This is a genomic window from Nitrospira sp. CR1.1 (assembly GCA_014055465.1).
Lineage (GTDB): Bacteria > Nitrospirota > Nitrospiria > Nitrospirales > Nitrospiraceae > Nitrospira_A.
Window position 1 is genome coordinate 308,646 of sequence record WIAF01000003.1, and the last position, 25,351, is coordinate 333,996.

The window sequence follows — 25,351 nt, forward strand, 5'->3', positions numbered from 1 at the left end:
CAGTAAGAAATGCGCTTGGAGAGATGGCGCGATAATCGGCTTGTGGATGAGTCTTGACGGCAGACGAGCGCGGCCGGACGAGCAATAAGAGCGAAGCGGGTACGTTAGTTCTCCTGGAGTGGAGTGGGCGGCGAGGCACTGTGGCGGTGACGTTTCTCAAGCCACTCGATCAGTTCCATGCGTAATGTACGGTTCAGGCGTTGCTGAGCCTCAAGAGGCATACGAACGAACTCCACGCCGAATTGATTCCCCCTCACCCATTTAATGGTCCCGAGTTCAACAGGCAACGCCGGCGGCTGATGATGGAGGAGCATACTCACTCGTACCTGGCTCCCGCAGAGCACCTCCCGATCACAGGTCACCGAACAGCCTTTTAATGAAAGGTTGGTCAGGACCCCTTCACCGACAAAGGGCGCTCCACCGAAAATAACCGGATAGTTGAGCGGAAACCTGTAGTAGGTTCGAACATACCGACGAGGTGCCATCACAACCTCCCTGTGGGCGGATCCTACCGAGGCTCATCGGTGAGGCGGTATCCTACCTTGGGAGGGGAACCCGGCAGTTAGGCTCCCGCCGATATCGGCGATCTCTGTCCCGTCTATCTCGTGCTTGTATTTCGAGAGGGACCTGGGTAGGGTTCGGCCGCATGACGCCATAGAAAGGACAGTATGCGCAAGTATGTGAACAACGTGTGTTGGATTGCGGCGATCGTGACGCTTCAAGGCTGCGTCGGGCTCGGCGCCTGGACTCTCGGCACCCGTAGCGAATCCAGCGATCACCCGCAGATCGGCCAGGCCAGGGGCGCCATCGACATACGCAAGGCAAGCACGGAAGCAGATCTCAAGACAGCCGCGGACCTGCGAACGCAATGGGGTGAGCCTGACCGCATCGAATCACGCGACGACGGAAAGGAAGAGTGGATCTATACAACCGGCGGCTTACGATGGTCCGGGATGGTGCTGTATCTCGTCGTTGTCCCCCTGCCCGCCATGATCCCCGTCGGCGCGCAATATGTCTCCGTTCTCATCCATGATGGGCACATCGAGCAAGCCACGCGTAGAGATTGGGCCTTCAAGGCCGGAGCCTACTGTGGATTTTTCGGGATGATGTACGGAGGCCTGGGGTGCGGAACCGGCACGTTTGAAGAGGAACAAGAATCGGCCCCCCAGCTCAACCGGACGCCTCTTGATTGAGCGAAGACCTCGCTTGTAAGCTGGGGGCCGCTCGGTATGACCATCGACCGCATGTGTCTTCCCGCCTCTCGAAGGAGGTGTACGATGGCCCGTCTCCTCACCATTCGGTTCGCCATCTTTCTGACGGCTTGTTACCTGCTCCACGCCCCAGTCACTGCGGCTGCCCTTTCCTCCAAATCCCTGACGCCCTATATCGAAGGCCTGGATGCACTCAACGAGGGTCGCTGGGCCGCTGCGGTGGCAGCCTTCTCGCGCGCATTGGACCAGTCCGGCGACGATCCTAACATCCTGCTCGCGCGCGGGGTGGCACAGACGTTGGCCGAAGACTTCCCGCGAGCGCAGAAGGATCTCAGCCGGGCTCAGCGACTCGGGCTGACAGGCCGCGAGGCCCAGCTCTGGATCTATGCCACAGAAGCGATGAGCGGCATCATCGTCGTCCCGGACCATGCGCTCGGCGGCGGTCCCCGAGGTGTGCCGTCAGGGCGGCCGGCAGTCGTCAGCATCCCCGGCCACATCGCCCAAGGTCAGGATGACTATACGAGCGAGTACGGTTCATTCATCGTCTATCGGCTCGCCATGGAGTATCAGAAATACCGCCTGCCGCGTGACTCCGGCGGATCCGGAAATCCCGACGGGATCAAGAGCCCCCAGATGCGGCAAGCCATGCTGAAAGCCGGTCAGCTTTTTGCCGAGAAACAGTACCGCCGTCCCGAACTGGCCTCTCTCAACGTGTCACGAGCCAAACAAGCTGCCGGCGGCACTGCGGCCGACGGACCGCTCGCCCACGTGGAGCGTGCGCTCGTCTCGAACCCCGGCGATGCCGACGCGCATTACGAAGCAGGCAAGGCCTGGCTGGATGCCGGGAGGCCGGCGAGTGCCAGAAAGGAATTCACCATCGCTCTGACGCTAAAACCGGATTTCCCCGAGGCCTATCTGGGTCGGGCGACGGCTGCCGCTCGCCTGGGCGACGTCAAACGAATGGAAGCGGATCTCTCTCTGTACAAAAAGGAAGGGTGGCTCTCGACCAGATCCACCCGCTCGAGCGTGGAAGAGGAATTGAACGGCACAAGGGTGAACGCGTCGGCCGAAGCGCTCTTGAAAGAACTACAGGAAGCCGCGCATCGCGGGAGACCGATGGATCACCTGATCGCCATCGCCGCGAAACTTCACCGCGCCATGGGACATCAGCGGCTGCGTTATGACGAGATGTATCAGGAACACCTGCGGACCCTGGACGAATCGGTGCGAGAGAATCCAAAAAATGCGGACAACCTTGTCTCCCTTGCCACCTACCTATTCGAAGAGGCGGATAACCGTGGCGAGAAGGTCGAACCGCGCCGTGAGCTTCAGCTCTACCGATTTCAAGAATCTCGCGAAAAGGACTTGCAGCGTGTGATTCAGACCGCCGACCGGGCGCTGGCCCTCAATGCCACACATGTCGGCGCCACGATGCAGAAGGCCTTGGCGCTGACGGCCCTGAAACAATACAACCAGGCCGACACATTGGCCGACCAGGCTTTGAATCTGTCCGGAAACAATCCGGATGCCTTGCGGCTCTACGCGAAGTTCCGCGCCCTGAGGGCGAATCAGCTCTCGAATGAAGCCGTCGGCCTGCGGCAGGAACGATGTTCAAGTTCATCGCACGACGACCAGAGAAGCGACGGCGTCTACCGGGTCACCACGACGACCTGCTACCCGCCCTCGCAGCAGGATTTGAACCGAGCCGCGCAACTCGATGCCATGGCAGCCGAGTTACGCCGCCGGGCGAAGACCGCGCTCCAAGCCGCCGCAAAAGTGACGAAAGGCACGGTCGATGGCTACCTCATTCTTGCGGACATCGCCCTATGGGACGGCAAGACCGGCGAGGCTCAGGGCTATCTCGAGCAGGCTGTGAAGCTCGCGCCAAAGTCATTAGAAGCTCACGATCGCCTGGTGCAGCACTATGCGCAAACGGGACAGCAGGACAAGGCAGAAGAACAACGGCTGATCGCAGCCAATCTGCTCCAGACCACCGTCGCTCCACTACTGAGGCAGGCCTGGAAGCGCATGGAGAAAACCGCCTGGCAGGGGGCGAAAGAGTATCTTGCTCGCGCCTTCCCGATTGATCCGGAAGATGCCCGCATTCCTGCCTACCTGGGCGTGATTCACGAAGGAGACGACAAATTCGATGAGGCGGCGGCCTACTACCGTGTCGCCTTAGCCTTGGAAGAGTCTCGTCTGCAACTGGACGAACTGAAGGGAGATGCCGGCTCGTCACTTGGGCGGGATGCGATGGAATTTGGCCTAGCCATTCAAGGCCGCTTCCATCTCGCCAGACTGGCCGAACAAACCGGCAGACAGGCGGAAGCCCTGGGTCACTACCAGGCGGTGCTGGGTTACGAAAAGCGGATGCAGCGAGGCTTCGAATCCCGGCAGATGTTCACGGCGATGTGGCCCGATCAGCCACCGGCCAAAGGCGCTGTGGTCATGGCGCCGAACAATGCCGCCACCCTTGTCGCCGATGCGCATTTGAAAACGGGCAAGCTGCTGGCGGCGATGGGACAGCATGACGAATCGGTGCAGCACTTCAAAACTGCAGCTCAGTATGGCCCCTTGCGAATGGCCGGCATGCCGCAGATCGGCAACGGCAGAGGCGACAGCAACTTCGGAGGTCTTGCCTCTGCGCCGGCCGCTGAAGCTCAGTTCTACTTGGCCAAGGAACTGATGGCCAAGGGCGATCTCGAAGGCGCGCAACAAGCACTCTACGAAGTGGGCCGTCATCTTCCCGACGACCTGCGAGGACAACTCAACGAACTCAACATGGCCATGGGACGCCTGCATGCACGCCGCCCACGCGATCCTTCTGCCGGGATAACCGGTGAAAAGCAGCCTTATGTGGAGACGCAGCTGCAGCAGGATCAGGAACGCTCACGCATGGCGGTCCGTCAACTGGCGCCAAGAGCCCGCATCGTGCCGGAAGTCGTGGGCAAGTGGCAGATGACGCCGAACAATCAATTTCTACCGAAAAAAACTCTCACCATCGCCAGCGACGCTCGTTATACCTTGGCCTCGACCGATGGCTCGACCTCAACCGGCAAGCTGAACATACAGATCGGCCGTGATCCGGTGCGAGGGAGGCCCGATCCCTCACGCGGTCAAATGATGCTATATGACGAGACCTCCGGACAGATCGGCACCATGTGGTATGAATTCACCGGAGAAGGCGCGATGGAAATTACCGAGATGGACAGCACGACGTACACCACGAAGCGGCAGCCGTAGACGATGACTGTCCGCACGAGGCATTTCTTCTGCGTTGCTTCGTTTCTGATCCTGCCTTTTGTCGTCCCTGCTACGTCTGAGGCTCAGCCGACATCCGATGTTTTCAGTTCGTCCGGCGAGTACGACCGCTTCGCCGTCGGCGGGGCCCATCGATGGTTCGACAATCATACGGCCGACTTTAAAACGAAGGGACGTCACTGCCTTACGATTCTCGATCAGGCGAAGATCGATCAAGATGAAGCGCTGGCGCTGTATGAGCAGACAAGACAACCGGGAGTCGGCAATGCGACGGAGTTAGTCCGGCAGGCCAATCAGAAAATTCAGCTGCGTGGAGACAAGCTGCGGGCCTTCACCGATTGCGTGAACCAGTCGAACCGCCGGCCGATGCTTCAAGGCCGGATCGAACAGGATGAGCCTTTGCCGGACCAACAACCGGACGATGACACCAAGACACGGACACCTCAAAACTCGCGCAAGCCTGCGCCACCCCCAGCCCTCAAAAGCCCGCCTCCCGGGGGGGCCGGTCCCGATGATCCGACCGCCTTCCCGGTCCCGCGGCCACCCTCGTCCCCGCCCCAGCCACCATCAGGCGCAACCTCGTCCTCCTCCCCTGGCCCTGGCCGCTATAAATTCGGCACGCCGGATCCTCCGTTCATGTTTGCCGATGGCATATCCAAGGGAATGGGTGATTGTTTTGCCGAGAATCTCCCGAGTGATCTCGCCACTGCTCCCCTGGCGGTGATCAAGCGGTTGGAACGGCTCAGAAAGGCTATCGAGATCATCGGGAAGGCGGGGTCGATTTATGCGATCTATGAAGACATCAAAGCCTATGATCCCACCGCCGATCCCTATGAAACCGGAAAATGGCTAGGCAAACTGATTTGCGACGGCAAAGATCTTCGCGAGGCGGTGAAGCAAAAGAAGAAGGGTGATGCGAAGAAACAAAAACCGACTGACACCCGACCGGATCAGCCAGCTCAAGACCCCGGCGACCAGAACCCGGCCTCCCACAAACAAGCGCCCTCAACCGATGCCGGAGGGTTCACACCCAAGACACATTTCCCTGAAGCGCCTGATCCACTCAAACGCGGCATGCCGCTCGAAGATCACAAGCAACTCCGTAGGTTTGCCGTCGATGAACACAAGATCATCGTGGTACGGGATTCAAACCCCTGGGCCATGCGATGGGTCGGCCGATCGAGACACCTCCCCAAACCCCAGGATCTCAAGGCCAAGACCATTCCCTATGACCCCGCCAAGTCGGCGAAGGAAAACCAATTTGCCGGACTGGCTTCGGCGCAAGGACTGTCGGATGCCGATCGAAAGGCGCTCCTGGCGAAAGGTTACACCATTCAAGGCGAGTCCCAACTTATCGTGGATCCGAAGGGGAATCGTCTCTACAGTGATACCGATCTGCATGGGATTTACAACGAGGATGGAACAGATGCCTGGTCGGAAGGAGTCCAGAAGAGGATGAACGACTCGTTCCTGGAACAGATGATCCAGCATGGTCCGCAGGATAATTGGCCGGTACGCAACGACCAGGCGGCGGCCGGCCCGAATGCCGGACCGAAGCCTCCCGTGACGGCCTACCTACCGGATGGTACGACGCAGCACATGCAGAGCATCGAAGAGATGAAGCAGTTCTATCAAGCTCATGGAATGAATTGGCAGTCACTCTATCCTGGCTATTAATCGGATGGAATGACCGCCGATCAGGTGGTTCACATGGTTGAGACGCATCATGGTCACTCCTACAAAAGGAGTGACGTTCACCACCTAACATTGATGCGGCAGTGACCTGCTCCGGATTTCTCCGGATGGACATCGATGACGCTACCGGCTTCATTCAACTCAGCCCGGACACGCGTGCCGTCCTTGATGGAGGACGAACGGTCCTGCTTTTCCATCGCAAATTGCTGCTCCCCTTTCGGGTGTACTTTGAGCGCCATCTTGTTTTTGCCGATGACGACCGTGACTCCGTCTCTTCCCCTGGGCAGCGCGTGGCCATGACGCTTGGCATTTTCCCCGAACATCCGCGGATTGTCTCTTCTCTGACCTGACGCGACACGTAGCCTGGGAAGCTCTCGTCAGATGCGGAATGGTGGGCGTGAACGGTGTTGACGTCGGGAAGTGCCGGCAAGTGAATGCGCCTGGGCTCCCGGTAGGCCTGCGCTACGCGTCCTTCCCTGCCGCTGCAACTCCGGTATCACCTATCCTTCTTCCGAACCATGCGCTGCCCCAGGCCAAGACACCCATCACTCCGCCGATCCCGATGATGCTGACAACGGAACCGAACGATTCCGCCACCCACCCGAAGGCGCTCATGCCCAGCATGGAGGTTGCGGTGGCCATGGCCGTGTACACCGCCATCACCCGTCCGACCATTCCGGGCGGAGCCACTTCTTGAATGATGCCCCAGGCGATGGGAGTCCACGTGCCAAGACCGATTCCAATGCAGACGACATAGGCCGACGCCATGCCAAAACTTCCGGTCCACGTCAGGCCGACCACCGCCAGACCAGCAAGCGCGCAGGACACCGCAATCGCCAGGAGCCGCCGGTGAAGATCCCAGGCGCTCAGCCGGAGCAGCCCGATCGATGAGAGAAGCAATCCCACTCCCAGCCAGGACCAGAGGTACCCGACTTCGACCGGCCCGAGACCGAGCAGTTGACGCCCAAAGACGGGAAACAGTGTGGTGAACGCGCCGCTGCCGAAGGTGTAGATGGATGCCAGGACGATCAGGAGCAGCAACGTCCGATGCGTCAGAAAGGCATAGCGCAGGCCTTCAAGCAGATGCCGGATGAACGGCCTCCAGCCCGCGCTGTGATCCGCCGCCTGTTCCGTTGTTCGCAACCGGATCGGCAACAGGCAGGCTGCAGAGGCGAAATACGTGAGCGCATTCAGGCAGAGCACATCCTGGGATCCCGAGAATGCGATACCGATTCCGCTGACAGCCGGCCCGATGATGATGCCCAGACTCGTCGTGCTCTGCAGGAGCGCGTTCGCCGCCGTGAACTGCGGACGAGCGACCATGAAAGGAACGGCGGATGACAGCGCCGGTACGAATACGGCTGTGGCCACGCCAAACAGGAAGGTCAGAACATACAATGCTTCGACGGTGAAATTCTCAATCGACACCAGGCAGGGAATGAGGCCGATCAACACCCCCCGCGCGACATCGCTCCCGATGAGAATGACTTTTTTGGGAAACCGATCAACAATGACGCCAATAAACGGGCCGAAGAGAATCGGCGGCAACGTCTGCAGAAGCCCGATGACGGTCGTCTTCAGCGGTGATCCGGTCACCGCATAGACGAACCACAACAGCGCCAGCTTGCTGATTCCTTCAGCAACCTGGGACAACACCTGACTCCACCACATGAAACTAAAATCGCGGGTCAGCAACCACCGATGGGCGTGAACCATATCACCAGTATAAAGGTTTGCAGCCGCGGCGGAATCAGAAAGCCTGAGGGGGGTGAGAGGTGTCCCGCGCATATATCCTTCCGCCGGCACAGGTGTGATCGCCCTGTCTCATTGCGTCCCTTTCAAGCGGGAAAGGCAGAGATGCTGAAATGGGAAGACGGTCATGCATGCGCGACCGGCATAGGGCAGGTTCTCCGCACGCAGGCGACAGCCACTGCTGCCGTCAGTAACAAGACGAGACCAAGCGCTATCAGGCTCGCGGCCGGCCCTGCCACATCGGCCACCCACCCGAAACCCGTCATCCCGGCCATCGCTGAGGCCATGGAGCCGACGCTGAAGGTGGTCACGACGCGACCGATCAAATGTCTTGGCGTCAACTCCTGCAAGAGCGCCCAGATAATCGGATTCAGGACGGCCGTGCTGCCCCCCACGATGATGACCATCCCTGCCGCAATCAGAGGCGTTTCCAGCAGGCTCAAACTACACACCGCCAAGCCGCCGATCGTCATGCCGCTCACGACGATGCGTAATCGTCCCCGCATATCACTCTGTTGTTTCCATGCCAACCATGTGGAGGCGGCCAACATGCCGACGCCCAAGGCCGACCACAACCAGCCCAATTGCACCGGGCCAACCTGGAGAAACTCCTTGGCATACACCGGCAAAATAAAGACGAACGCGCTCACTCCGAGGTTATAGAGCGACGAGATGATCACCAGCGTCAGCACCATGGGCTGTTGCCCGACTATGAACCGGAATCCCGCCTTGAGCTCCTGCCATACGGACCCGGAATGCGCCTTGGCCCTCGCAAAAGATGAAGTGAAACGAATCGGCATGAGGCAGAGGGCGGAAATCAGGAACGTCGCGGAATTCACGAACAACACATTTTCGGCGTTGATCAGAGCGATCATCATGCCGCTGATCGCCGGTCCAAGCAACATCCCGATATTGGTGGTGCCCTGAATGAGCGCATTTGCGGACATTAATTCGGAAGGTCGAACCAATAACGGCACAGCCGACACGAGGGCGGGACCGAATATCGTGGAGACAACCGATGTGAGGAAAATGAGGCCGTACAGTCCTGTGATCGACAGCATATCCAAGGCAAAAAGCGTCGGAATGAGTAGTGTGAGCAAGGCGCGAAGCACGTCGACCCACACCATCACAGCCTTTTTTGGCATCCGATCCAAATACACTCCGATCAGCGGACCAAACACCAACGGAGGAATGGTCTGGAGGAGGCCGACCATGGTCATCTTCATGGCCGATCCAGTCAGTTCATAGACAAACCACAGCAGGGCAACCTTGTTGAGTCCCTCCCCGACCTGAGAGGTCGTCTGCCCCCACCAGAGCAGACCGAAGTCTCTGGTCTTGATAAGAGCCCACCCGCGACTGGTATTGGAGGCTGAATCATCTGCTGACATGATGGACAATCCTCCTGGAGCTGCCGACTGTCGGAGGCGACATGTGTGTGCGCTCTCAGCGTCTGGACGTATGCTATCCATCTCCGCTCGCCAACCGCCCCTAGGAAATGCCCTGGAGGCACATCGACAAATACCCTGCAGAGATCCCGCATTTATCCAACCGCTCTCGGCCATCCGATACTGGAATTTTTCTCCGCCTTCTCTGGAATTTCTCCCTACCTTTCCGCCCGAGCAGGGTTGAGAGAGACCCAACCGTATACAGAAAGGCTCCCCCTTTCATAGCGCTTTCAAATGGTTACATGAGTACCTTCTATTCTAAGTGAGGCTAGGCACAGTTCCTGCTGTACTCACATGAGATGCCTACCTCTCCCTCCATTCTCTTGGTCGACGACAGCCCGGGCGAATGTGAATTGTTTCGCCAGGCCCTCACCCAAGCCGGCTATACAGGCCGTCTGAATATCGTCGAAGGGGGCCGCGCGGCCATGGCCTATCTGAATGACCATCAGAACGATGAGCCGGCGCTGATTCTCCTCGACCTCAAGTTGAGAGGCGAACGGGGCGTGGATGTGCTGAAGCAATTCAAACAGGAGGCGCGCTTGGCGCAGATTCCTGTCGTCATTCTGACCAGTTCAGACGACGCCACGGACGTTCGTGCTTGCTACCAAGCCGGAGCCAATGGGTACGTCGTCAAACCGGGACAGTTCGATGATCTCGTAACGCTCTCGCTTCACCTCTGGAAATTTTGGCTGGAACACAACTGCACCCGACGGATAGCCACGCCATGCTGACGCGCGCCGCGCTGAAAAATCCCTACGCCGTCTTCGCATTGTGCATGATCGCCCTGATTCTGGGCGGCGTGTCGTACCAGAAGATGCGTGTGGACATTTTTCCCGAAATTAAGCTGCCCTCGATTCTCGTCACGACGTTTTATCGTGGCCTGAGCCCGGGTGAAATGGAAGGCGCGATCACGCTTAAGATGGAGCAACGCTTCGTCGAAGCGAGCTATGTCGAACATATCGAATCACAATCGCTTGCGGGAATGAGTTACATCAAAGTCTTCTTTCAACCGGACTATGGCATTGATGCGGCACAATCCGAATTGACCAGCCTGGCCTACAGCATCATTCGCCTGTTGCCGCCAGGCGTCTACCCGCCGTCAGTCTATAAGTTTGGGGTATCGAGTCTTCCCATCGGATACTTGTCCATCTCCAGTGAGACTCTTGGTCCGAAAGAAATTCGCGATCTGGCGTACTTCAACGTGCGCAATCAGATCGCAACCATCCCCGGCATTTCCTTTGGTCCTCCCTTGGGCGGGAAGGTCAGGCAGATCACTGTCTTTCTGGATCAGCAGCGGCTGCTGGCGCGCGGCATCTCGCCTTCCGACGTCGTCAACGCACTGAACCAGCAGAGCGCCATCATCCCAGCAGGCAACATCAAGATCGGCGACCTTGACTATTACGTCTATTCCAACAGCCTCGTGGACATCGTGGACAAGATCAACGACATTCCCATCAAAGTCGTCAACGGCACGCCGGTGCTGATCCGCGACATCGGCACCGCCGCTGACAGCGCCGCCATCCAGACGTCAATCGTACGGGTGAACGGCCGCGAAGCGACCTACATTCCGATCACTAGACAGGAAGGCGCCAATACGCTGGAAGTCACCGACGGCATCCGTGCGAAGCTTCACAAGCTGACGGAGATTCCACCCGGGACGGCCATCAAGTTTATTTACGACCAGTCGCTCTACATTCGTCAGGCCATCGCCAATTTGCAGAAAGAAGGCCTCCTGGGCGCCGGTCTCGCCGGCCTCATGATTTTCGTTTTTTTGGCGAGCGTGAAGGCCGCGCTCGTGGTCGGCCTGGCCATTCCCCTCTCGCTCACCACCGCGCTGGTCGCCCTCTATCTCACGGGCCAAAGCGTGAACATCATGACGCTGGGCGGGTTGGCCCTCGTCATCGGCACCCTCCTCGACAACAACATCGTCGTGCAGGAAAACCTGCACCGGCATTTGGAAATGGGCAAAGACGGGCGCTTGGCGGCGGAAGACAGTGCGACGGAACTGACGCTCCCGATTCTCGTCGCCACGATCTGCATTCTGATCGTGTATCTGCCCATCGTGTTTTTTACCGGCATCGTGAAGTATCTGTTCGTGCCGCTGGCCATGACGGTGGCTTTTGCGATGCTGGCTGACTATGTCGTGTCTATGTCGGTCACGCCGGTCGTGCTGGCCTGGCTCTACCAGGCCGGGCATGGCAAGGGTGCCGAACATGGGGCCTCGGCCGATGAGGGCTGGTTTCGCTATGTGCTCGCGATCTATGAACCGCTCTTGCAGGGAGGCCTGCGCTTCAAAGCATTGGTGATCGTGATCGCGACGTTCGCGCTGATCGCCACCGGCGCATTCCTGGTTCCCCGCCTGCACACCGAATTCTTCCCCAAAGTCGACGCGGGCAACTTCGCGATGTCGGTCACCGCGCCGGAAGGTTCCCGGATTGAAAAGACCACGGCCATCGTGGGGCAGATCGAACAACTGGTGCACGACACGATCCCTAAAGACGACCTAGAAGAAGTCATTTCGAACACAGGGCTTTACTACGGCGATGCCGCGCGCTTTGCACCGAACACGGGTAACCATACGGCATTCGTGCTCGTCAATCTGGTCACCGCTCATAGGGGACACACAGAGGACTACATCACAGACTTGCGCAAGCGGATCAAAACCTCGTTGCCGGGAGTGGAAATCGCTTTTCAAACCGGCGGCATCATCAGCGACGTGTTGAATTTCGGCTTGAAAGCTCCGATCGATATTCAGGTGAAAGGTCCCAGCCTGGACGTGATCCGGCCTGTGGCGGAGCGGATTCAACAGCAGATCGCCCAGGTGCCTAACACCGTCGATGTCCGGATCAAGCAAGGCAAGAGTTATCCCGAACTGCACATCGATGTGGACCGCACAAAGGCCGCCTACTACGGCATCAACCAGAACCGCGTCGTCGTGGATGTTATTACCGGCATCAGCTCGAACCTCGCACTCTCACCCAACTACTGGCTTGACCCGAAAACCGCCAACGGGTATTTTCTGCTCGCCCAGTACCCGGAGCAATCGCTGACCACGACGGAAGATCTCCTGAACATACCGATCATCGGTGCGCGCACGCCCCTCCTGCCCACTTCGAGCCTCACGGGAGGCGGCATACAAGGGTCCACGCTCGCGTTGCAGAATACCCCCTTCGCGGGAAGACAGATGGAGATCGCGGGCGGCTACTACACGTCCGGCGACGACCGGCGCGGTCCGCCGGTCATGCTGCGCGATGTGGCCCAACTCAACTTCAAGACCGGTCCCGATTCGGTGGACCACTACGACCTCTCACGGTTGATCAACGTGCTCGTCACGCCCGTCGGCAACGACCTCGGCCACGTCGCAAAGGATATCGAACAGGTGTTGGCCGGCATCCAGCTGCCGAAGGACGTGACCGTGCAGCTGCGCGGAGAAGTGGCCAACATGCGCAGCGCGATTCAGAACTTTGCCTTGGCGCTCCCATTGGCCGTGGTCTTGATTTATCTGGTGATGGTGGCGCTGTTTCGCTCCTTTATCGACCCGCTGATCATTCTGGTGGCTGTCCCGCTCGGCTGGATCGGCACGGTATTGACGCTGTACGTGACCAACACGTCGGTTAACGTGGAGTCCATGATCGGGACACTCATGATGATGGGCGTTGTGGTGTCGAACAGCATTTTGCTTGTCGATTTCGCCAACCGCATGGTTCGCAACGGAGCGACCGCGGCGCATGCCGTGCTGGAAGCCGGGCGGCGGCGGATCCGGCCGATTCTCATGACGGCGCTTGCCACGATCCTCGGCCTGTTACCGCTCGCCCTAGGATTCGGCGAGGGCAACGAAACCATGGTCCCTTTGGCCCGCGCGGTGGTCGGAGGATTGGCGGTCAGCACGATCATGACACTGCTGGTCGTGCCCGTCATGCACAGTCTCGTGTTGATTCGACGAGAACGCGCGCCGGTGCCCACCACCGCTCCCGCGACTTCAGAGGGTATGTAATGGACGAATCGTCAACGACTCTCCGCCCCGTCAGGGCCACGCGCCGGAAAATTCGCTGGGTCGCGGCCGCCATTGTGCTCATGCTCGTCGTCGGCGGGCTCCTCTATTGGCGGGACATCCAGGAAGTCGGCCATCCGGCTCCCCCTGCGTCCTCCGCGGTCCCCGCCCCGCCACACCCGCCCGGCGAATCCGCTGCGGTACCGGACAGCGCGCCGGTAGATGTGCAGGTGACGAAGCCCACCCGGCGCGATCTGGTGTATACCGTCAAGCTTCCCGCCAATGTGTCTCCCCTCTATCAAACCACGCTGTACGCCAAGGTATCCGGCTATCTCAAATGGATCGGACCGGACAAGGGTGATGCAGTGAAGAAAAACGACATCGTCGCCGTCATCGACGCGCCGGAAGTCGAAGAGCAGTACCAGCAGGCGGTGTCGGATTACAAAATTAAAAGGCTGACCTACGAGCGGCTGGCCAAGGTATGGAAGGAGTCGCCGGACGTCATTGCCAAGCAGGACGTGGACGTGGCGGAAGCCGCCTATCAGGGAGCCAGGCACTTGATGGAGCAGCGGGTCGTCATGCGCGATTACACCAAAGTCCGCGCGCCGTATGATGGCATCGTGACCGCGCGATTCGCGGACCCCGGAGCCTTGATTCAAATCGCCACCTCTTCGGCGACGAACGCGATTCCCCTCTTTACGATCATGGATCTGAACACGGTTCGCATCTACGCCAACGTGCCGCAAGACGACAGCCCCTGGGTGGTGCCGGGAAAGACTCAGGCGACCGTCAAGGTGACCGAACTGCCGGACCGCTCGTTTAGCGGCGTCGTCACTCGTTCCACCATGGCGCTGGATCCAGCCACGCGCAGTCTGCTCATAGAAGTCGATTTGCCCAATCAAGACCATGCACTTCGGCCAGGAACCTTCGCCGAAGTGGCCCTCGGCCTGCGTGAAATTCCACAGGCTCTCGTGGTTCCTCCACAAGCGGTGAGCAGCACGCCTAAAGGGAAAACCCTCTTCATCGTCGAAGAAGGCAAGGCAAAACCGGTTGCGGTGCAAACCGGCATCAGCGACGGCCGTTGGATCGAGATCACATCCGGGTTACGAGGTGACGAAGATGTGGTGGCCGTGGGCAAACGCCGGCTACTCGAAGGCCTGCCGGTCGTCGCCTCGCCGTTCAACCTGCCGGATGCGAAACTGTCCCAACAAAAATTTGAGCGGCGTACGCCTGGCGGCACCCCTCCACCGCCGACCGCCGCGCCCACACCAAACAGAGCGACACAGACACAGGGAGTTCGCCCATGACGTATCGATTGCCACGCAGGACCTTCCTCATGCTGGCCGCCCTGTTATCAGCGGCAGCTGCTGCCCCCGCCACCCATGCCGCCGATACGGACCGGCCGGTCTCGTTGTCCCGAGGCAGTTTTCTCGGCGTGCAACAGGCCGTAGAGATTGCCGTAAAAAACCACCCGATGCTGATCGAGGGGCAGGCAAACTTAAAAGCCTCGGAGGCGCGCACGGAACAGGCGCGTTCCTTGTACTATCCCCAGGTTTATGCCAACGCCAACACCGTCGCCGGCGCCGGCGTGACCAATCCGCGTTTCCTGATCGGCGGAGGACTGCTGCGCGAAAATCAAACCACCTTCACCGGCGGCGTGATCGCCAATCAACGCCTCTACGATTTCGGCTATACCAGCAATCTCGTGGAGTCGAACAAACTCGCCGAACGTGCCCAAGGGCAGGATGTGAACGCGCGACGCGCCCTGGTGCTGCTGTATGTGCAGCGCGCGTACCTGAACAGTCTGAAGCGGCATCGCCTGGTGCAGATTGCCGAAGAGACGGTTCGTGAGCGCGGAATCATCGCCGGCCAGATCGAAACGCTCTATCGCCAACAACTGAAATCCAAGCTCGACTTCGACCTGGCCCATGTCGAGCTCGTGAACGCCCAATCCCTGCTGGTGCGGAGCCGCAACGATCTCAGAGCCAGTTATGCCGATCTAAACCGCACCATGGGCATTGCTGGAAGCGACGACTATGTCCTCGAAGATATTTCCGTCGCCGTTCGCCCGCAGAAGACGCTGGAGACCCTGATCAGTGAAAGCCTCTCGCACCCGGAAGTCAAACGGGCCAAGGAACACACGGCATCCGCCGATGCGCGACTGACGGCCGCCAAACGTCAATACCTTCCGACTGTTTCCGCGATCGCCAGCGGCGGCACCTTCGATCCGTTCGATCCGCGCCAGAACCAGCAAACCGGTGGGTGGTGGATGGCCGGCGCCATGGTCTCCATGCCGCTGTTCACCGGCTTCCTGATCGAGAACCAGGTCGTGGAAGCCAATGCCAATCGGCAGGCCGCCTCGGCCGCGACCAGCAATATCGAACAGGCCTTGACGCAGCAGGTGACCAATGCCTATCTCGACACCCTCACCTTCGCGCAACAAATCACGCTGGCGGAAGAACAGGTCAAGACCGCCCAAGAAGCCTTACAGCTTTCCAAACAGCGCTACAAACTCGGGTTGGGCACGGTGGTGGAAGTCACGCAATCAGAGGTCGCACTCACCGCGGCGCAAACGCGACTGGCGGATACGCAGTATGACTATAAGATCGCGGAAGTCACGCTGGCCTATACCTCGCAAGGTGACGACACGGGCCGCGTTCTTCTGATGAGCCGCGCGGCGACTGATTCCCGCCCGCCTGACACAATGCGCCAGCCAGAAGGACCGCCCCCGGCGGCATACTAGCCCGCGTTCATGAGGCATGTAGGCACGCGGCCATGATGACTCACGTTTGAGTATCCGTGCGTCAGGAGGGATGCACGTGGGGGGTTTACGGGATACGTTTCACGAATGATGGAAAGATCAGATAGTCTGGCCGGGAAAAACAATGGCGAGGTCGATGACCAATTCGTCCTTCGTGTTGGCGAGGAGCCCGTCCCAGATGCTCGTCGTTTGAGACACCAGGGCCTGATCAAGGTCAAAGAACAAATCAAACCCTTTGGAGATAATGGGGTTCATCGGGTACCGTCGATCGTAGATCATACCGTAGGCCGGAATACCGTACAGCGTCTGCCAATTTCCCAGAATAAAATGCAGTTCAGTGCCCCGGATGTACAGGCCCCCCGACGTGATCGTACGCTTCACCGACGTTTCCGGCTGACTGAGGTAGTAGGTCACCCGCTCATTTTCTCGCGCTAACCGTAACGCCTGGACCACCTGCGGCACGAGGATCATGATCTCCGCATCGCGGAACATCGGTACCCGCCGAGAGTCGCCGCCGATCCAGCGCTGCACCATGGTCCGGTGCTCCTGAACCGTAAGGCCCATCAGTACTCGCCTGACCTGCTCGTGAGAAAACTGAGCAGGATGCGTGAAATGCCCGGGCGGCCATTCCGGCAGCACATTGGCATCCAACTCCAAACGGACAAAATTGACGGGGTCTTCGTACACAGTCCGAGACGGGACCTGAGGAATGGCGCAGCCTGCAGCGAGCATGCAGGTCAGCGCGCCTCGTAAAACGTGAAACGTGAAACGTGAAAGGATGATCCGGGCATTCCCTCGCTTGCCGCTCATCTCTTACGTCTCGCACTATTCCGTAATCGTCACGGCCATTTCGACTCGTTCCAATGGATTGTCGCGCCCATCACGCTTGGCACCGACGACCTTGTCAACCACATCGAGCCCGCTCTGCACTTCCCCGAACACCGTATATTGCCAATCCAGGAAGTTGGCGTCATTCACGCAGATAAAGAACTGAGAACCGGCGCTGTCCGGATCATTGGCGCGCGCCATGGAGAGGGTTCCCCGCTTATGCGGCTTGCTGTTGAACTCCGCCTTCACGTTGTGGCCCGGACCGCCCATCCCGTGTGATGCACGGTCCGGATTCTTGCTGTTAGGATCGCCGCCCTGAATCATGAACCCGGGAATCACGCGGTGAAAGGTGGTACCGTTGTAAAAGCCTTTCTTCGCCAGGTCCGTAAAGTTTTTGACGTGATTCGGCGCGACGTCCGGGAAAAAGCGCAGCACGATCTGGCCCCAGGACTCATTCTTGGATGTCACAGTGATAATCGCTTGTGGTGAACCGGTTTGTGCCGTCATCTCATGTCCTTTCCTACTCAGTTAAACTTGAAGGGCGCGACGCTCTCGCCTTCCAACCCCTGGCTGACCGCCGTCCAGGTGAGACCATCGTCATCGCTGCGAAACACACCGGAGCTGGTTCCGGCATAAAATCCGCCCTTCTCGCCCTCGATCAACACCTGCACCGAGAGATTGCTGAGGCCCTTGTTCAAGGGCATCCATTGCCGTCCCTTGTCGACGGTCTTAAAGATTCCTCGCCCCGTGGCAACATACACACCGCGCTCGTTGCTGATCAAGCCGCGAATGGAATCGTTGGGCAAGGCCCGACTGATCGGCAACCAGGTTTTGCCGCCGTCTCCGCTGCGGAACACCCCGCCGTCGAACGTGCCAGCATACACGCCCTGTTCCTTATCGACGGCCAGCACGCGGATAAAATTCTCCACCAATCCTTCGTGGTCTTTCAGCCCCTGCTTCAGGCGCGTCCATCCGGGTGAGCGTTCCTTGTAACTATGCACGCCTTTGCCGGAAGTTCCCGCGTACAGCGTGCCATCGCTGGTTCTGACTAGCGCATGCACCAGCACTTCATCCAGCCCGGTCGTCACGACTTTCCATTGATCCTGCGCCGCATTCAACAGGTATACCCCGTCGCCGGTCCCTGCATAGAGCCCCTTGGCATCCATCAGCAATGCTTTGATTTCCAGACGCTTCAGGCCTTTGTTGATGGCCTGCCAGGTTTTGCCGGCATCGCGGGAGCGGAACACTCCGCCACGAAACGTCCCCGCATAGATGGCGCCATCTTTGCCGGTGGTGAGACAGAGCACGAAGGGATCGTTCAATCCCTCGTTGGCCGACATCCAGGTGCCGCCCCGGTCGCTGCTTCGAAAAATGCCCATGCCGAATGATCCAGCGTAAATCACGCCACCGGCGCCTGAAGCCAAGGCCTGAATACTGGTGTTTCCGATATCAGCAGGCGCGGAAGGGTCCTCCCCCGGATGTCCCTGTTCCAATTTCGGCGGCCCGCCGCCCTCGTTCCCGACTGGCAGGGATTCGCCATATCCCATTCCCTGCAGACTGCCGACCGCCAGCGCCGTCCACACCAACATGTGACGCAGCATAAGACACTCACCCTTCGAAAATTGTGAACGCCGGGTCATCGCACACGATGACCGGCGGTACCGACGGGTATATCTGGGTCGAGAGGCAAATTCATGTCTGGCGCCGGGCCCGAGGACCGCCCGAAGATCTTCGCGCCGATAATCCCGATCTCATAGAGTATCATGAGCGGAACAGCCATCAGCAACATGGTGAACAAGGTGGCGTCCGGTGTCACGATAGCTGAAATGATCAAGGCCGCCATGATCGCATGTTTGCGGTAATGCGCCAGCACCGCCGCCGAGACCACACCCACCCGGGACAAAATGGTCAGCACCAGGGGCAATTCAAACGCACAACCGAAGATCAGCAGGAATTTGACGTTGAAATCGATATAGGTGCCGACACCGAGCGCCGGCGTGATGTCGCGATCCATCCCGAAGCTGACAAAAAAGTCGATGACCAGCGGCAGGATAACAAGATTACAAAAAATCAAGCCGAGCGCGAACAGGAGCGCGGCCAGCAGGAAAATCGGAATCGCCCAGCGCTGCTCCTTGGGAAGCAACGCCGGCGCGATGAACTTCCAGAATTGATAAAACACGATCGGCAGGCTGAGAATGAGGCCCGCCAGAAACGACACCTTGATCGAGGCAAATAAGGCTTCGGTCGGTCCGTAAAAGACCAGCTGATTGGGGAACGGACGATTGAGCCAGGCGACCATCTCGGTTGAGTAGGCAAACGCCGCCGCAAACGCGACCCCCAAGGTGACCGCGATAATCAACAGCCGCTTCTTGAGCGACTGAATATGGGCGGCCAGTGGTGCGAGCATTCCCGGTCTGAACCAACGCCTGGGCCGTCCGTTCCCCCTTGCCGCTCACCCGCGAGGGGCTTGCGAGAGGTTCCCGGAAGGCCTTCCCTCCCGCCCTCGTTACCGTGAGGAGCGGATGAGTTCGGCGATCTTATCCTTCGTGGCTAGCTTCTCTTTTTGCAGTTGTTTCTTCAGGACTTCTTCCGCCGGCGTGAGCACATGCCGTCGTTGCAAATCGGCCAGCTCCGCGTCGAGGCGATGGTGAGATTCTTCAAGGGCACGGAATTCTGTGTTGGATTGCCGTAACCGCTCAGTGATCGCCGTCTCCGTCTGCATGTCGCACCTCCTGGTTGACTACATACGTTCGTGGATGACCGTCGTGTTACCCGGCTCCCGGAACTCACGCTCCAGGCCGCCTACACACCTCACTCACCTGCAGCGGCGCCATTTCCATGAGCACCGCATCCTCCTCGGGATTGACATAATACCGTGCCCGCGTCGCCGTCTGACGAAATCCCAGCCGGTAATAGAGCGTCTGCGCCTCGTGATTCGAGCCCCGCACCTCCAACATCGCCCGCGTTGCACCGCGTTCCAGCCCGGCTTGCAGAGCATTGCACACTAACCTCGTCGCCACGCCCTGCCGTCTGAACGGCGCCATCACCGCCAGGTTCATCAACCGCACTTCTTCAAAGACGATCCAAAAACAAAAATACCCCGCTACCGCAAGGGAGCCAGACTGAGGGTCGGGACACTTCGCGACCAAAAAATGTGCGAATGGGTTGCCGGACAGTTCAGCTGCCAACATTTTGCGCGTCCAGGGGGCTGAGAAGCAAGCCTGTTCGATGGCGAGCACCTCATCGAGGAGGCCGGAGGTCGCCGGTTCAATCAGGATCGAAGGTGATGTCATGTCAGAGGGAAAACTCCATGGCATGCGTTATGTGGTACGTCGTGAATCAGCGCTCTTAGGAACAGCTCGCCGTCGTCCCTGCGTCAGTTTGCTCGCCACCCGCTGGCGCCGCCGCTCCAGCGCAGACACCCCCTGCTGCTCGTCGAATTTGACTTCCGCTTCCGTGCGTTGGACATACCGAGGAACCAGTTCCTGTTCCGCAAGCTCCCCCTCATCCAGACGCTGTCGTCCGGCGAGCCCTACACTGACGGCTGAAGGATGTTGCTGCTCCGGGCTGACTTCCAGGATCTGCCCGCCGGCTGACTCAACGGCTTCCCGGATGTCCTTCCCATACGCCTGCCATCCGTCGCCAAAGCACGTGCAGGTTTTTGCCGCCTGTACGGCCCGCGCCACAGAAGCCGGAGGTCCAACTTGTTCGGCGATCAGGGTGCGCAACCCGGATTCCGGCAGCCACTCATAGGCAGCCCAGTACACTTCATTGTGCCGACTTTTCAGCACAGGCACCAGCAGGCCCTTCACGTCGCGCAGGTTCCAAGCCATGGCTTCCAAGGTCGGCACCGGTGCAATCGGTAGACCCAACACCGCACGAAACCCTAACATGGTCGCGAGCCCGACCCGGAGTCCGGTAAAAGAACCGGGCCCGATCGACACCGCCAGGCTCTGAAGTTCTTTCAGCGTGATACTCCCCTCGCGCAGCACACGATCGATAGCGCCCATGAGCGAGCGCGCATGCGACCCATCGGCGTCCTGCTCGACCAGGGCCAACACCTTGTCGCATTGAAGCAACGCCACGCTTTGCCAGGCCGTCGCAGTATCGATTGCTAACAAATAATGATCCGGCTGCGGCCTCATACACGTCCCAGTTCACCCGGCTTGATTGGCTCATTCGGAACCAATTCATGAAACGTCACCTGCAGACTGCCGGATCCCTGCCCATCAGTCATGCGGATGGTAAAGGGACGCATGATACGTGTGCCGGCCTCAGGAGTCTGTCCACTGGACGCTAGGATAGCCGGCGGCAAAGGACCAACTGGGCGATAATCGTCGAATTGCATCGTGGCTTCAACCTCGCCGGCGGAAGTCAGCCGCTCCTCCTGAATCACCAGCAAATTCCGGCGATCAAACCAGATGCGCCGACTCACCTGAGGAGCCGCGCCGTTCATCCCCGGTGCCGTTACCACATCCAACCGGTAGCGGGCGCCTTCCTCCGACAAGCGGACCTGTTCCTGCGGCCCCACAACCTGCGTACCCATAATGCCGCTCATGGCCCACACGCTCAACTGAAAGGGACGCGTGAGCTGCCCCAGTTGATCGGCCTCAGATGGACGACCGGTCACTTCACGCCCCATGGTTGGCAGACGAAGCTTGAACTGATCTTCGATCTGCACGAACTCGAAAATCTCACTTCCCACCGCCGAGAACCCGCGCAGTCTGATGGCGTTGGGGCGTTGATAAAACACCGTGCCCTGGACGCGTTGGCCGATGGGCAGGATACCGCCGGTGATCTTCGCGCTGAAGAGGCCCTTGATCGTACGCACTTCTTCCGCCCGCTCCTGCAGCAGCGCGGTCAATTGTTCCGCCGTCGCCTCTTTCAGTGGAATGGTCTCCGCGGGGCCAAACAGCGCGCAGCCGGAAACGGTGAAGACACAGAGCAGGAGGGCGCAGATCAGCCGCCGCGCTCGTTCCTCGTGTTCCTTGTTACTTCCCACGTTTCTCACGCCAGCACTGCGTCCAAGGCGTCTCCGACTTCACGAATGCCGATCATTTCGATCCCGTCAACCGGATCGAGTTTCGCCACATTCCGCTCCGGCAACAGGCAACGCTTGAAGCCCATCTTTGCGGCTTCGCGAATCCGCAATTCCGCCTGGCTGATTGCCCTCACCTCGCCGCCCAGTCCGACTTCACCCATCACCAAAGTCGTGAAATCGATCGGGCTCTCGCGCAAGCTCGACGTGACGGCGGCGACAATGCCTAAATCGATGGCCGGTTCGTCGATATGGATTCCGCCGACCACATTGACGTACACATCCTGACCCGAGAGATGCATGCCCAGGCGCTTTTCCATCACCGCCAGCAGCAACGACAAGCGATTCGGTTCCACCCCGTTGGCCATGCGCTTGGGCATGGGATAATTGGTGCTCGACACCAGCGCTTGCAATTCGACCAGAATCGGCCGCGTTCCCTCCAGACTGGACACCACCACAGAGCCGGTGCTGCGTTGCGGCCGCTCGGCGAGAAACAACTCGGAGGGATTGCTGACCTCTTCCAGTCCGCCGTCTTTCATCTCGAAGACGCCAATTTCGTTCGTGGACCCGAACCGGTTTTTCACGGCGCGCAAAATGCGGAAACTGTGGCTCTTGTCGCCTTCGAAGTACAACACCGTATCGACGATATGTTCCAGCAACCGGGGGCCGGCAATCGCCCCTTCCTTTGTGACATGCCCGATGATGAACACGGGGACATGGTTGCGCTTCGCGAACCACATCAACTGCCCGGCCACTTCCTGCACCTGGCTGATACTGCCCGGCGCCGATGTCAGTTGCTCGGTATAGACGGTCTGAATCGAGTCCACAACGACCGCCGCCGGCTTGATTTCCTGAATGGCTTTGAGAATTTGTTCGAGGGAGGTTTCTCCGAGAATGAGGAGGTGCTTGCCGCCGATGCCAAGCCGTTCGCCCCGCATCTTGATCTGCCGGGGAGACTCCTCCCCGGAGACATACAACACCTGCTCGCCCGCTCCCGCCAGCAGGGGCAACGCCTGCAACAATAACGTCGTTTTGCCAATGCCCGGGTCGCCGCCGATCAACATCACAGAGCCGGGCACCACGCCGCCGCCCAGAACCCGGTCGAACTCGCTCATTCCCGTGCTGTGCCGGGGCTCGCCCACGATTTCGATGTCGGAGATGGGCATGGCAACCGCCATTGGCGAGGCTGGCATCCCCTGGCGACCTTTGGGAGCGGCCGGCAGACGCTCTTCCTTGAGCGTATTCCAGCCGCCGCAGTCGGGGCAACGTCCGAGCCAGCGCGGCGCCTGATGGCCGCATGCCTGACAATGAAACGTCGTCTTCGCCTTCATTCGAGTTCGCCTCGGATTGCAACCCCTGCTTTACGGCATCGTAAAGGAAACGGGAGAGAAAAAGGAAGGAGGCGCAGTACGCGATGCCCGGCAATACTGGGGAACGTTACAACAGGAGTCGCCCAGATGATCGGCAGGGCACTGCAGACCGATGCACTCACCCGTGAGCGGCTTCGGTCGACAGTCCGGCGAAGTGGAACAGGGTAATGGCGGCGGCGGTCGCGGCGTTCAGGGATTCAACCCCGGGTTTCAGTGGGATGGTGAATCGGACTGTGGCGGCCTCAAGAATAGCGTCAGACAACCCCCGACTCTCACTGCCAATTGCAACGATGGTGCGAGCCGGAATAGTCTGAATGGATCGAATGGGGACGCTGTGCGAATGATTCCCGACATCGGCCGCCATAATGGTGCAGCCGAAACTGAGCAGGTCTTCCAAACTCGTGCGGGAAAAGATCGGGAGTTGAAAGAGGGTGCCGGCGGTTGCTCGCACGACTTTCGGATTAAACACATCGACGGAATGAGGCGCAATCCATAAGGCACTCACGCCCAGCCCCGCCGCCGTTCGAATAATGGTCCCAATGTTCGCCGGATCTTGCAGCATGTCGCCGTACAGGCCGAAGATTCTGGGCTGCGCCAGAATGGTGGCCTGATCCCAGGTGGGTTGATGCACGATGGCGAGGACGCCGCTCGACGTTTCGACATCAGACAATTGAGCCAACTGATGCTCGGGACACGTGTGCACGGTACAACCGCTGCGAACAATCTCCTGCACCACCTCCGGTGACTGACGTTCGAGAAATGTGGGAGCGATGACGAGACAGACGATCTGGTGAGGCGCCGACCGCACCAATTCAAGGATGGGTTTGGCGCCTTCGAGCACAAAGACCCGCTCGCGGTCGCGCGTACGTTTTGTCTTGGCGACATCCCTGATATGGGAAAGAAAGTTGCGAGAGACAGTGCGGGATGAGAAGGTCAACAGGTACCTGGCGGTCGCGGCACTACTGCGAGGAGGGGTGCTGACTAGCACCACCTCCCCGCTATCAATCTATTTGCGTTTCTTCCCTGAAGCAGCTTCAGCGGCACGGATCCGTTGGGCGCGCACCTTGGCTCGTTTGAGAGCCGACAGCTTGCCGCGTGTGCGGTCACGTTCAGCCTTCAATCGCTCCAATTGAGCACGGAGATGAACGCGTTCCTCTTTATAGATACTGGCACATTCGGCGGGAGATAAGTTCGTCCAGTCTCCGGTTCCACGTGCCCGCTTGATCCGGGCTTCCAGGGATTCACGTAGCAGCCTCTCGCGCATCGACATCAACGACTGCAAGGCTTCCTGCCGCCGCTGGACTTCTTCCTCTTCGGCCATAATGCCGCGAATGTCGGTTCCTAACATCGGCTGATCCTCCTCGCTGGGGATATCAATAAGAACGCCTCATTCTACCCGATTTGGATGCCTTTGTTCTACCTAGGAGAATGGGACGTAACATATTGATGTTACAGACAAGTATTGAACAGCGCCGAAAAAGTCACGTTGCAGGGCCGGAAAGGGATGCAGTATGATCGGCGCCATGCCACACATCGGAACCCTGGTTCGCGCTTGGCGGGTGTCTCAAAAATGTTCTGAGCAGGCTTTTGCTCAACGAGCCGGGATCGCCCCGACTCTCTTGGAGTCGTTGGAGTCGGAACAACTCGATCCCACCGCCTCGACCCTGGAAGCCTTGGCGGATGCATTGAAAATTCCCCTCCCCTGGCTCTTCATCCACCCGACAGAATTCGACCTTCTCTGCAAAGACGACGAAGAAGAGCCGGCTCCTCTGTCCACATTAACCGGAACAGACCCGGTGCTGGAAAGACTGCTGCTGGCAGCCGGGCACGATCGAACGCTCTTCGTGCTCCTCACCGCACTCATGCAGAGTGGAGACCCGAAACTGCTCCGCGCCGCCGAAGTGAGCCTGCGTAGTCTCGTGAAACAATCCAAACAGGCCACGGTCCCCTGGCAATCCCGGCCGCCGGGCCATTTTGAACCACCCAGCGATTAACGCCC

Annotated in this window: 23 protein-coding genes; 8 read left to right on the forward strand and 15 right to left on the reverse strand. The window is 59.2% G+C overall.

The annotated features are described in order from the left end of the window. Nucleotides 1-104: 104 nt before the first annotated feature. Entirely contained in the window at nucleotides 105-485 is a 381-nt protein-coding gene (locus GDA65_08165; GenBank protein MBA5862668.1) for a hypothetical protein, read from the reverse strand. 183 nt (nucleotides 486-668) lie between these two features. Between GDA65_08165 and GDA65_08170 the strand changes: the two genes are divergently transcribed. The 3 genes from GDA65_08170 to GDA65_08180 are packed head-to-tail and all read left to right on the forward strand — an operon-like array spanning nucleotide 669 to nucleotide 6,149. Next, nucleotides 669-1,193: a hypothetical protein gene (locus tag GDA65_08170; protein ID MBA5862669.1), complete on the forward strand. Its 525-nt coding sequence runs from the start codon at nucleotides 669-671 to the stop codon at nucleotides 1,191-1,193. 36 nt (nucleotides 1,194-1,229) lie between these two features. Continuing rightward, nucleotides 1,230-4,454, forward strand: a complete 3,225-nt coding sequence (locus GDA65_08175) for a tetratricopeptide repeat protein (GenBank protein MBA5862670.1) — start codon at nucleotides 1,230-1,232, stop codon at nucleotides 4,452-4,454. Nucleotides 4,455-4,457: 3 nt separating this feature from the next. After that, on the forward strand, nucleotides 4,458-6,149 hold the full coding sequence (locus GDA65_08180) for a hypothetical protein (GenBank protein MBA5862671.1): 1,692 nt from the start codon (nucleotides 4,458-4,460) through the stop codon (nucleotides 6,147-6,149). A gap of 77 nt (nucleotides 6,150-6,226) precedes the next feature. Here GDA65_08180 and GDA65_08185 read toward each other — a convergent pair whose 3' ends face one another. From GDA65_08185 to GDA65_08195, 3 genes are all read right to left on the reverse strand, one after another. Then, nucleotides 6,227-6,490: a hypothetical protein gene (locus GDA65_08185; protein MBA5862672.1), complete on the reverse strand. Its 264-nt coding sequence runs from the start codon at nucleotides 6,488-6,490 to the stop codon at nucleotides 6,227-6,229. Nucleotides 6,491-6,629: 139 nt separating this feature from the next. Next, complete coding sequence (locus GDA65_08190) at nucleotides 6,630-7,883, reverse strand: MFS transporter (GenBank protein MBA5862673.1); 1,254 nt, start codon at nucleotides 7,881-7,883, stop codon at nucleotides 6,630-6,632. Between the two features lie 161 nt (nucleotides 7,884-8,044). Further along, entirely contained in the window at nucleotides 8,045-9,307 is a 1,263-nt protein-coding gene (locus GDA65_08195; GenBank protein MBA5862674.1) for an MFS transporter, read from the reverse strand. A 356-nt stretch (nucleotides 9,308-9,663) separates the two neighbouring features. Here GDA65_08195 and GDA65_08200 point away from each other — a divergent pair, with 356 nt between their 5' ends. Genes GDA65_08200 through GDA65_08215 form a run of 4 tightly spaced genes read left to right on the forward strand, consistent with a single transcriptional unit; the run spans nucleotide 9,664 to nucleotide 16,098 of the window. Further along, nucleotides 9,664-10,095: a response regulator gene (locus GDA65_08200; protein MBA5862675.1), complete on the forward strand. Its 432-nt coding sequence runs from the start codon at nucleotides 9,664-9,666 to the stop codon at nucleotides 10,093-10,095. After that, nucleotides 10,089-13,358 carry a hypothetical protein gene (locus GDA65_08205; GenBank protein MBA5862676.1) on the forward strand — a complete coding sequence of 1,090 codons (3,270 nt, stop codon included), beginning with the start codon at nucleotides 10,089-10,091 and terminating at the stop codon, nucleotides 13,356-13,358. The genes GDA65_08200 and GDA65_08205 overlap by 7 nt, the downstream gene beginning before the upstream one ends. Further along, nucleotides 13,358-14,662 (forward strand): efflux RND transporter periplasmic adaptor subunit, encoded by a 1,305-nt coding sequence (locus GDA65_08210; protein MBA5862677.1) that lies wholly within the window; start codon nucleotides 13,358-13,360, stop codon nucleotides 14,660-14,662. Before GDA65_08205 ends, GDA65_08210 begins: the two co-directional genes overlap by 1 nt. Continuing rightward, on the forward strand, nucleotides 14,659-16,098 hold the full coding sequence (locus tag GDA65_08215; GenBank protein ID MBA5862678.1) for a hypothetical protein: 1,440 nt from the start codon (nucleotides 14,659-14,661) through the stop codon (nucleotides 16,096-16,098). Before GDA65_08210 ends, GDA65_08215 begins: the two co-directional genes overlap by 4 nt. Nucleotides 16,099-16,215: 117 nt before the next feature. Here the strand turns inward: GDA65_08215 and GDA65_08220 are convergent, their stop codons facing one another. From GDA65_08220 to GDA65_08270, 11 genes are all read right to left on the reverse strand, one after another. Further along, nucleotides 16,216-16,926 carry a hypothetical protein gene (locus GDA65_08220; protein ID MBA5862679.1) on the reverse strand — a complete coding sequence of 237 codons (711 nt, stop codon included), beginning with the start codon at nucleotides 16,924-16,926 and terminating at the stop codon, nucleotides 16,216-16,218. 15 nt (nucleotides 16,927-16,941) lie between these two features. Next, a complete protein-coding gene (locus tag GDA65_08225; protein ID MBA5862680.1) occupies nucleotides 16,942-17,451 on the reverse strand; it encodes a peptidylprolyl isomerase in 510 nt (169 codons plus the stop codon). 17 nt (nucleotides 17,452-17,468) lie between these two features. After that, a complete protein-coding gene (locus GDA65_08230) occupies nucleotides 17,469-18,545 on the reverse strand; it encodes a hypothetical protein (GenBank protein ID MBA5862681.1) in 1,077 nt (358 codons plus the stop codon). 35 nt (nucleotides 18,546-18,580) lie between these two features. After that, nucleotides 18,581-19,351: a twin-arginine translocase subunit TatC gene (gene tatC, locus GDA65_08235; protein ID MBA5862682.1), complete on the reverse strand. Its 771-nt coding sequence runs from the start codon at nucleotides 19,349-19,351 to the stop codon at nucleotides 18,581-18,583. Between the two features lie 99 nt (nucleotides 19,352-19,450). Further along, the gene (locus GDA65_08240; GenBank protein MBA5862683.1) at nucleotides 19,451-19,666 is read right to left on the reverse strand and encodes a DUF465 domain-containing protein; all 216 of its coding nucleotides are present in this window, start codon (nucleotides 19,664-19,666) and stop codon (nucleotides 19,451-19,453) included. 64 nt (nucleotides 19,667-19,730) lie between these two features. Further along, the gene (gene rimI / locus GDA65_08245; GenBank protein MBA5862684.1) at nucleotides 19,731-20,261 is read right to left on the reverse strand and encodes a ribosomal-protein-alanine N-acetyltransferase; all 531 of its coding nucleotides are present in this window, start codon (nucleotides 20,259-20,261) and stop codon (nucleotides 19,731-19,733) included. A 3-nt stretch (nucleotides 20,262-20,264) separates the two neighbouring features. Further along, nucleotides 20,265-21,089, reverse strand: coding sequence for a tRNA (adenosine(37)-N6)-threonylcarbamoyltransferase complex dimerization subunit type 1 TsaB (tsaB, locus tag GDA65_08250; GenBank protein MBA5862685.1), 825 nt, complete (start codon nucleotides 21,087-21,089; stop codon nucleotides 20,265-20,267). Further along, on the reverse strand, nucleotides 21,086-21,955 hold the full coding sequence (locus GDA65_08255) for a hypothetical protein (GenBank protein MBA5862686.1): 870 nt from the start codon (nucleotides 21,953-21,955) through the stop codon (nucleotides 21,086-21,088). The genes tsaB and GDA65_08255 overlap by 4 nt, the downstream gene beginning before the upstream one ends. Next, nucleotides 21,952-23,313 (reverse strand): DNA repair protein RadA, encoded by a 1,362-nt coding sequence (gene radA, locus GDA65_08260; protein MBA5862687.1) that lies wholly within the window; start codon nucleotides 23,311-23,313, stop codon nucleotides 21,952-21,954. The genes GDA65_08255 and radA overlap by 4 nt, the downstream gene beginning before the upstream one ends. A 157-nt stretch (nucleotides 23,314-23,470) precedes the next feature. Beyond that, the gene (locus GDA65_08265; GenBank protein ID MBA5862688.1) at nucleotides 23,471-24,340 is read right to left on the reverse strand and encodes a hypothetical protein; all 870 of its coding nucleotides are present in this window, start codon (nucleotides 24,338-24,340) and stop codon (nucleotides 23,471-23,473) included. An 18-nt stretch (nucleotides 24,341-24,358) separates the two neighbouring features. Then, the gene (locus tag GDA65_08270) at nucleotides 24,359-24,700 is read right to left on the reverse strand and encodes a hypothetical protein (GenBank protein ID MBA5862689.1); all 342 of its coding nucleotides are present in this window, start codon (nucleotides 24,698-24,700) and stop codon (nucleotides 24,359-24,361) included. 175 nt (nucleotides 24,701-24,875) lie between these two features. Here GDA65_08270 and GDA65_08275 point away from each other — a divergent pair, with 175 nt between their 5' ends. Continuing rightward, nucleotides 24,876-25,346: a helix-turn-helix domain-containing protein gene (locus tag GDA65_08275; protein ID MBA5862690.1), complete on the forward strand. Its 471-nt coding sequence runs from the start codon at nucleotides 24,876-24,878 to the stop codon at nucleotides 25,344-25,346. The last annotated feature ends 5 nt before the right edge of the window (nucleotides 25,347-25,351 follow it).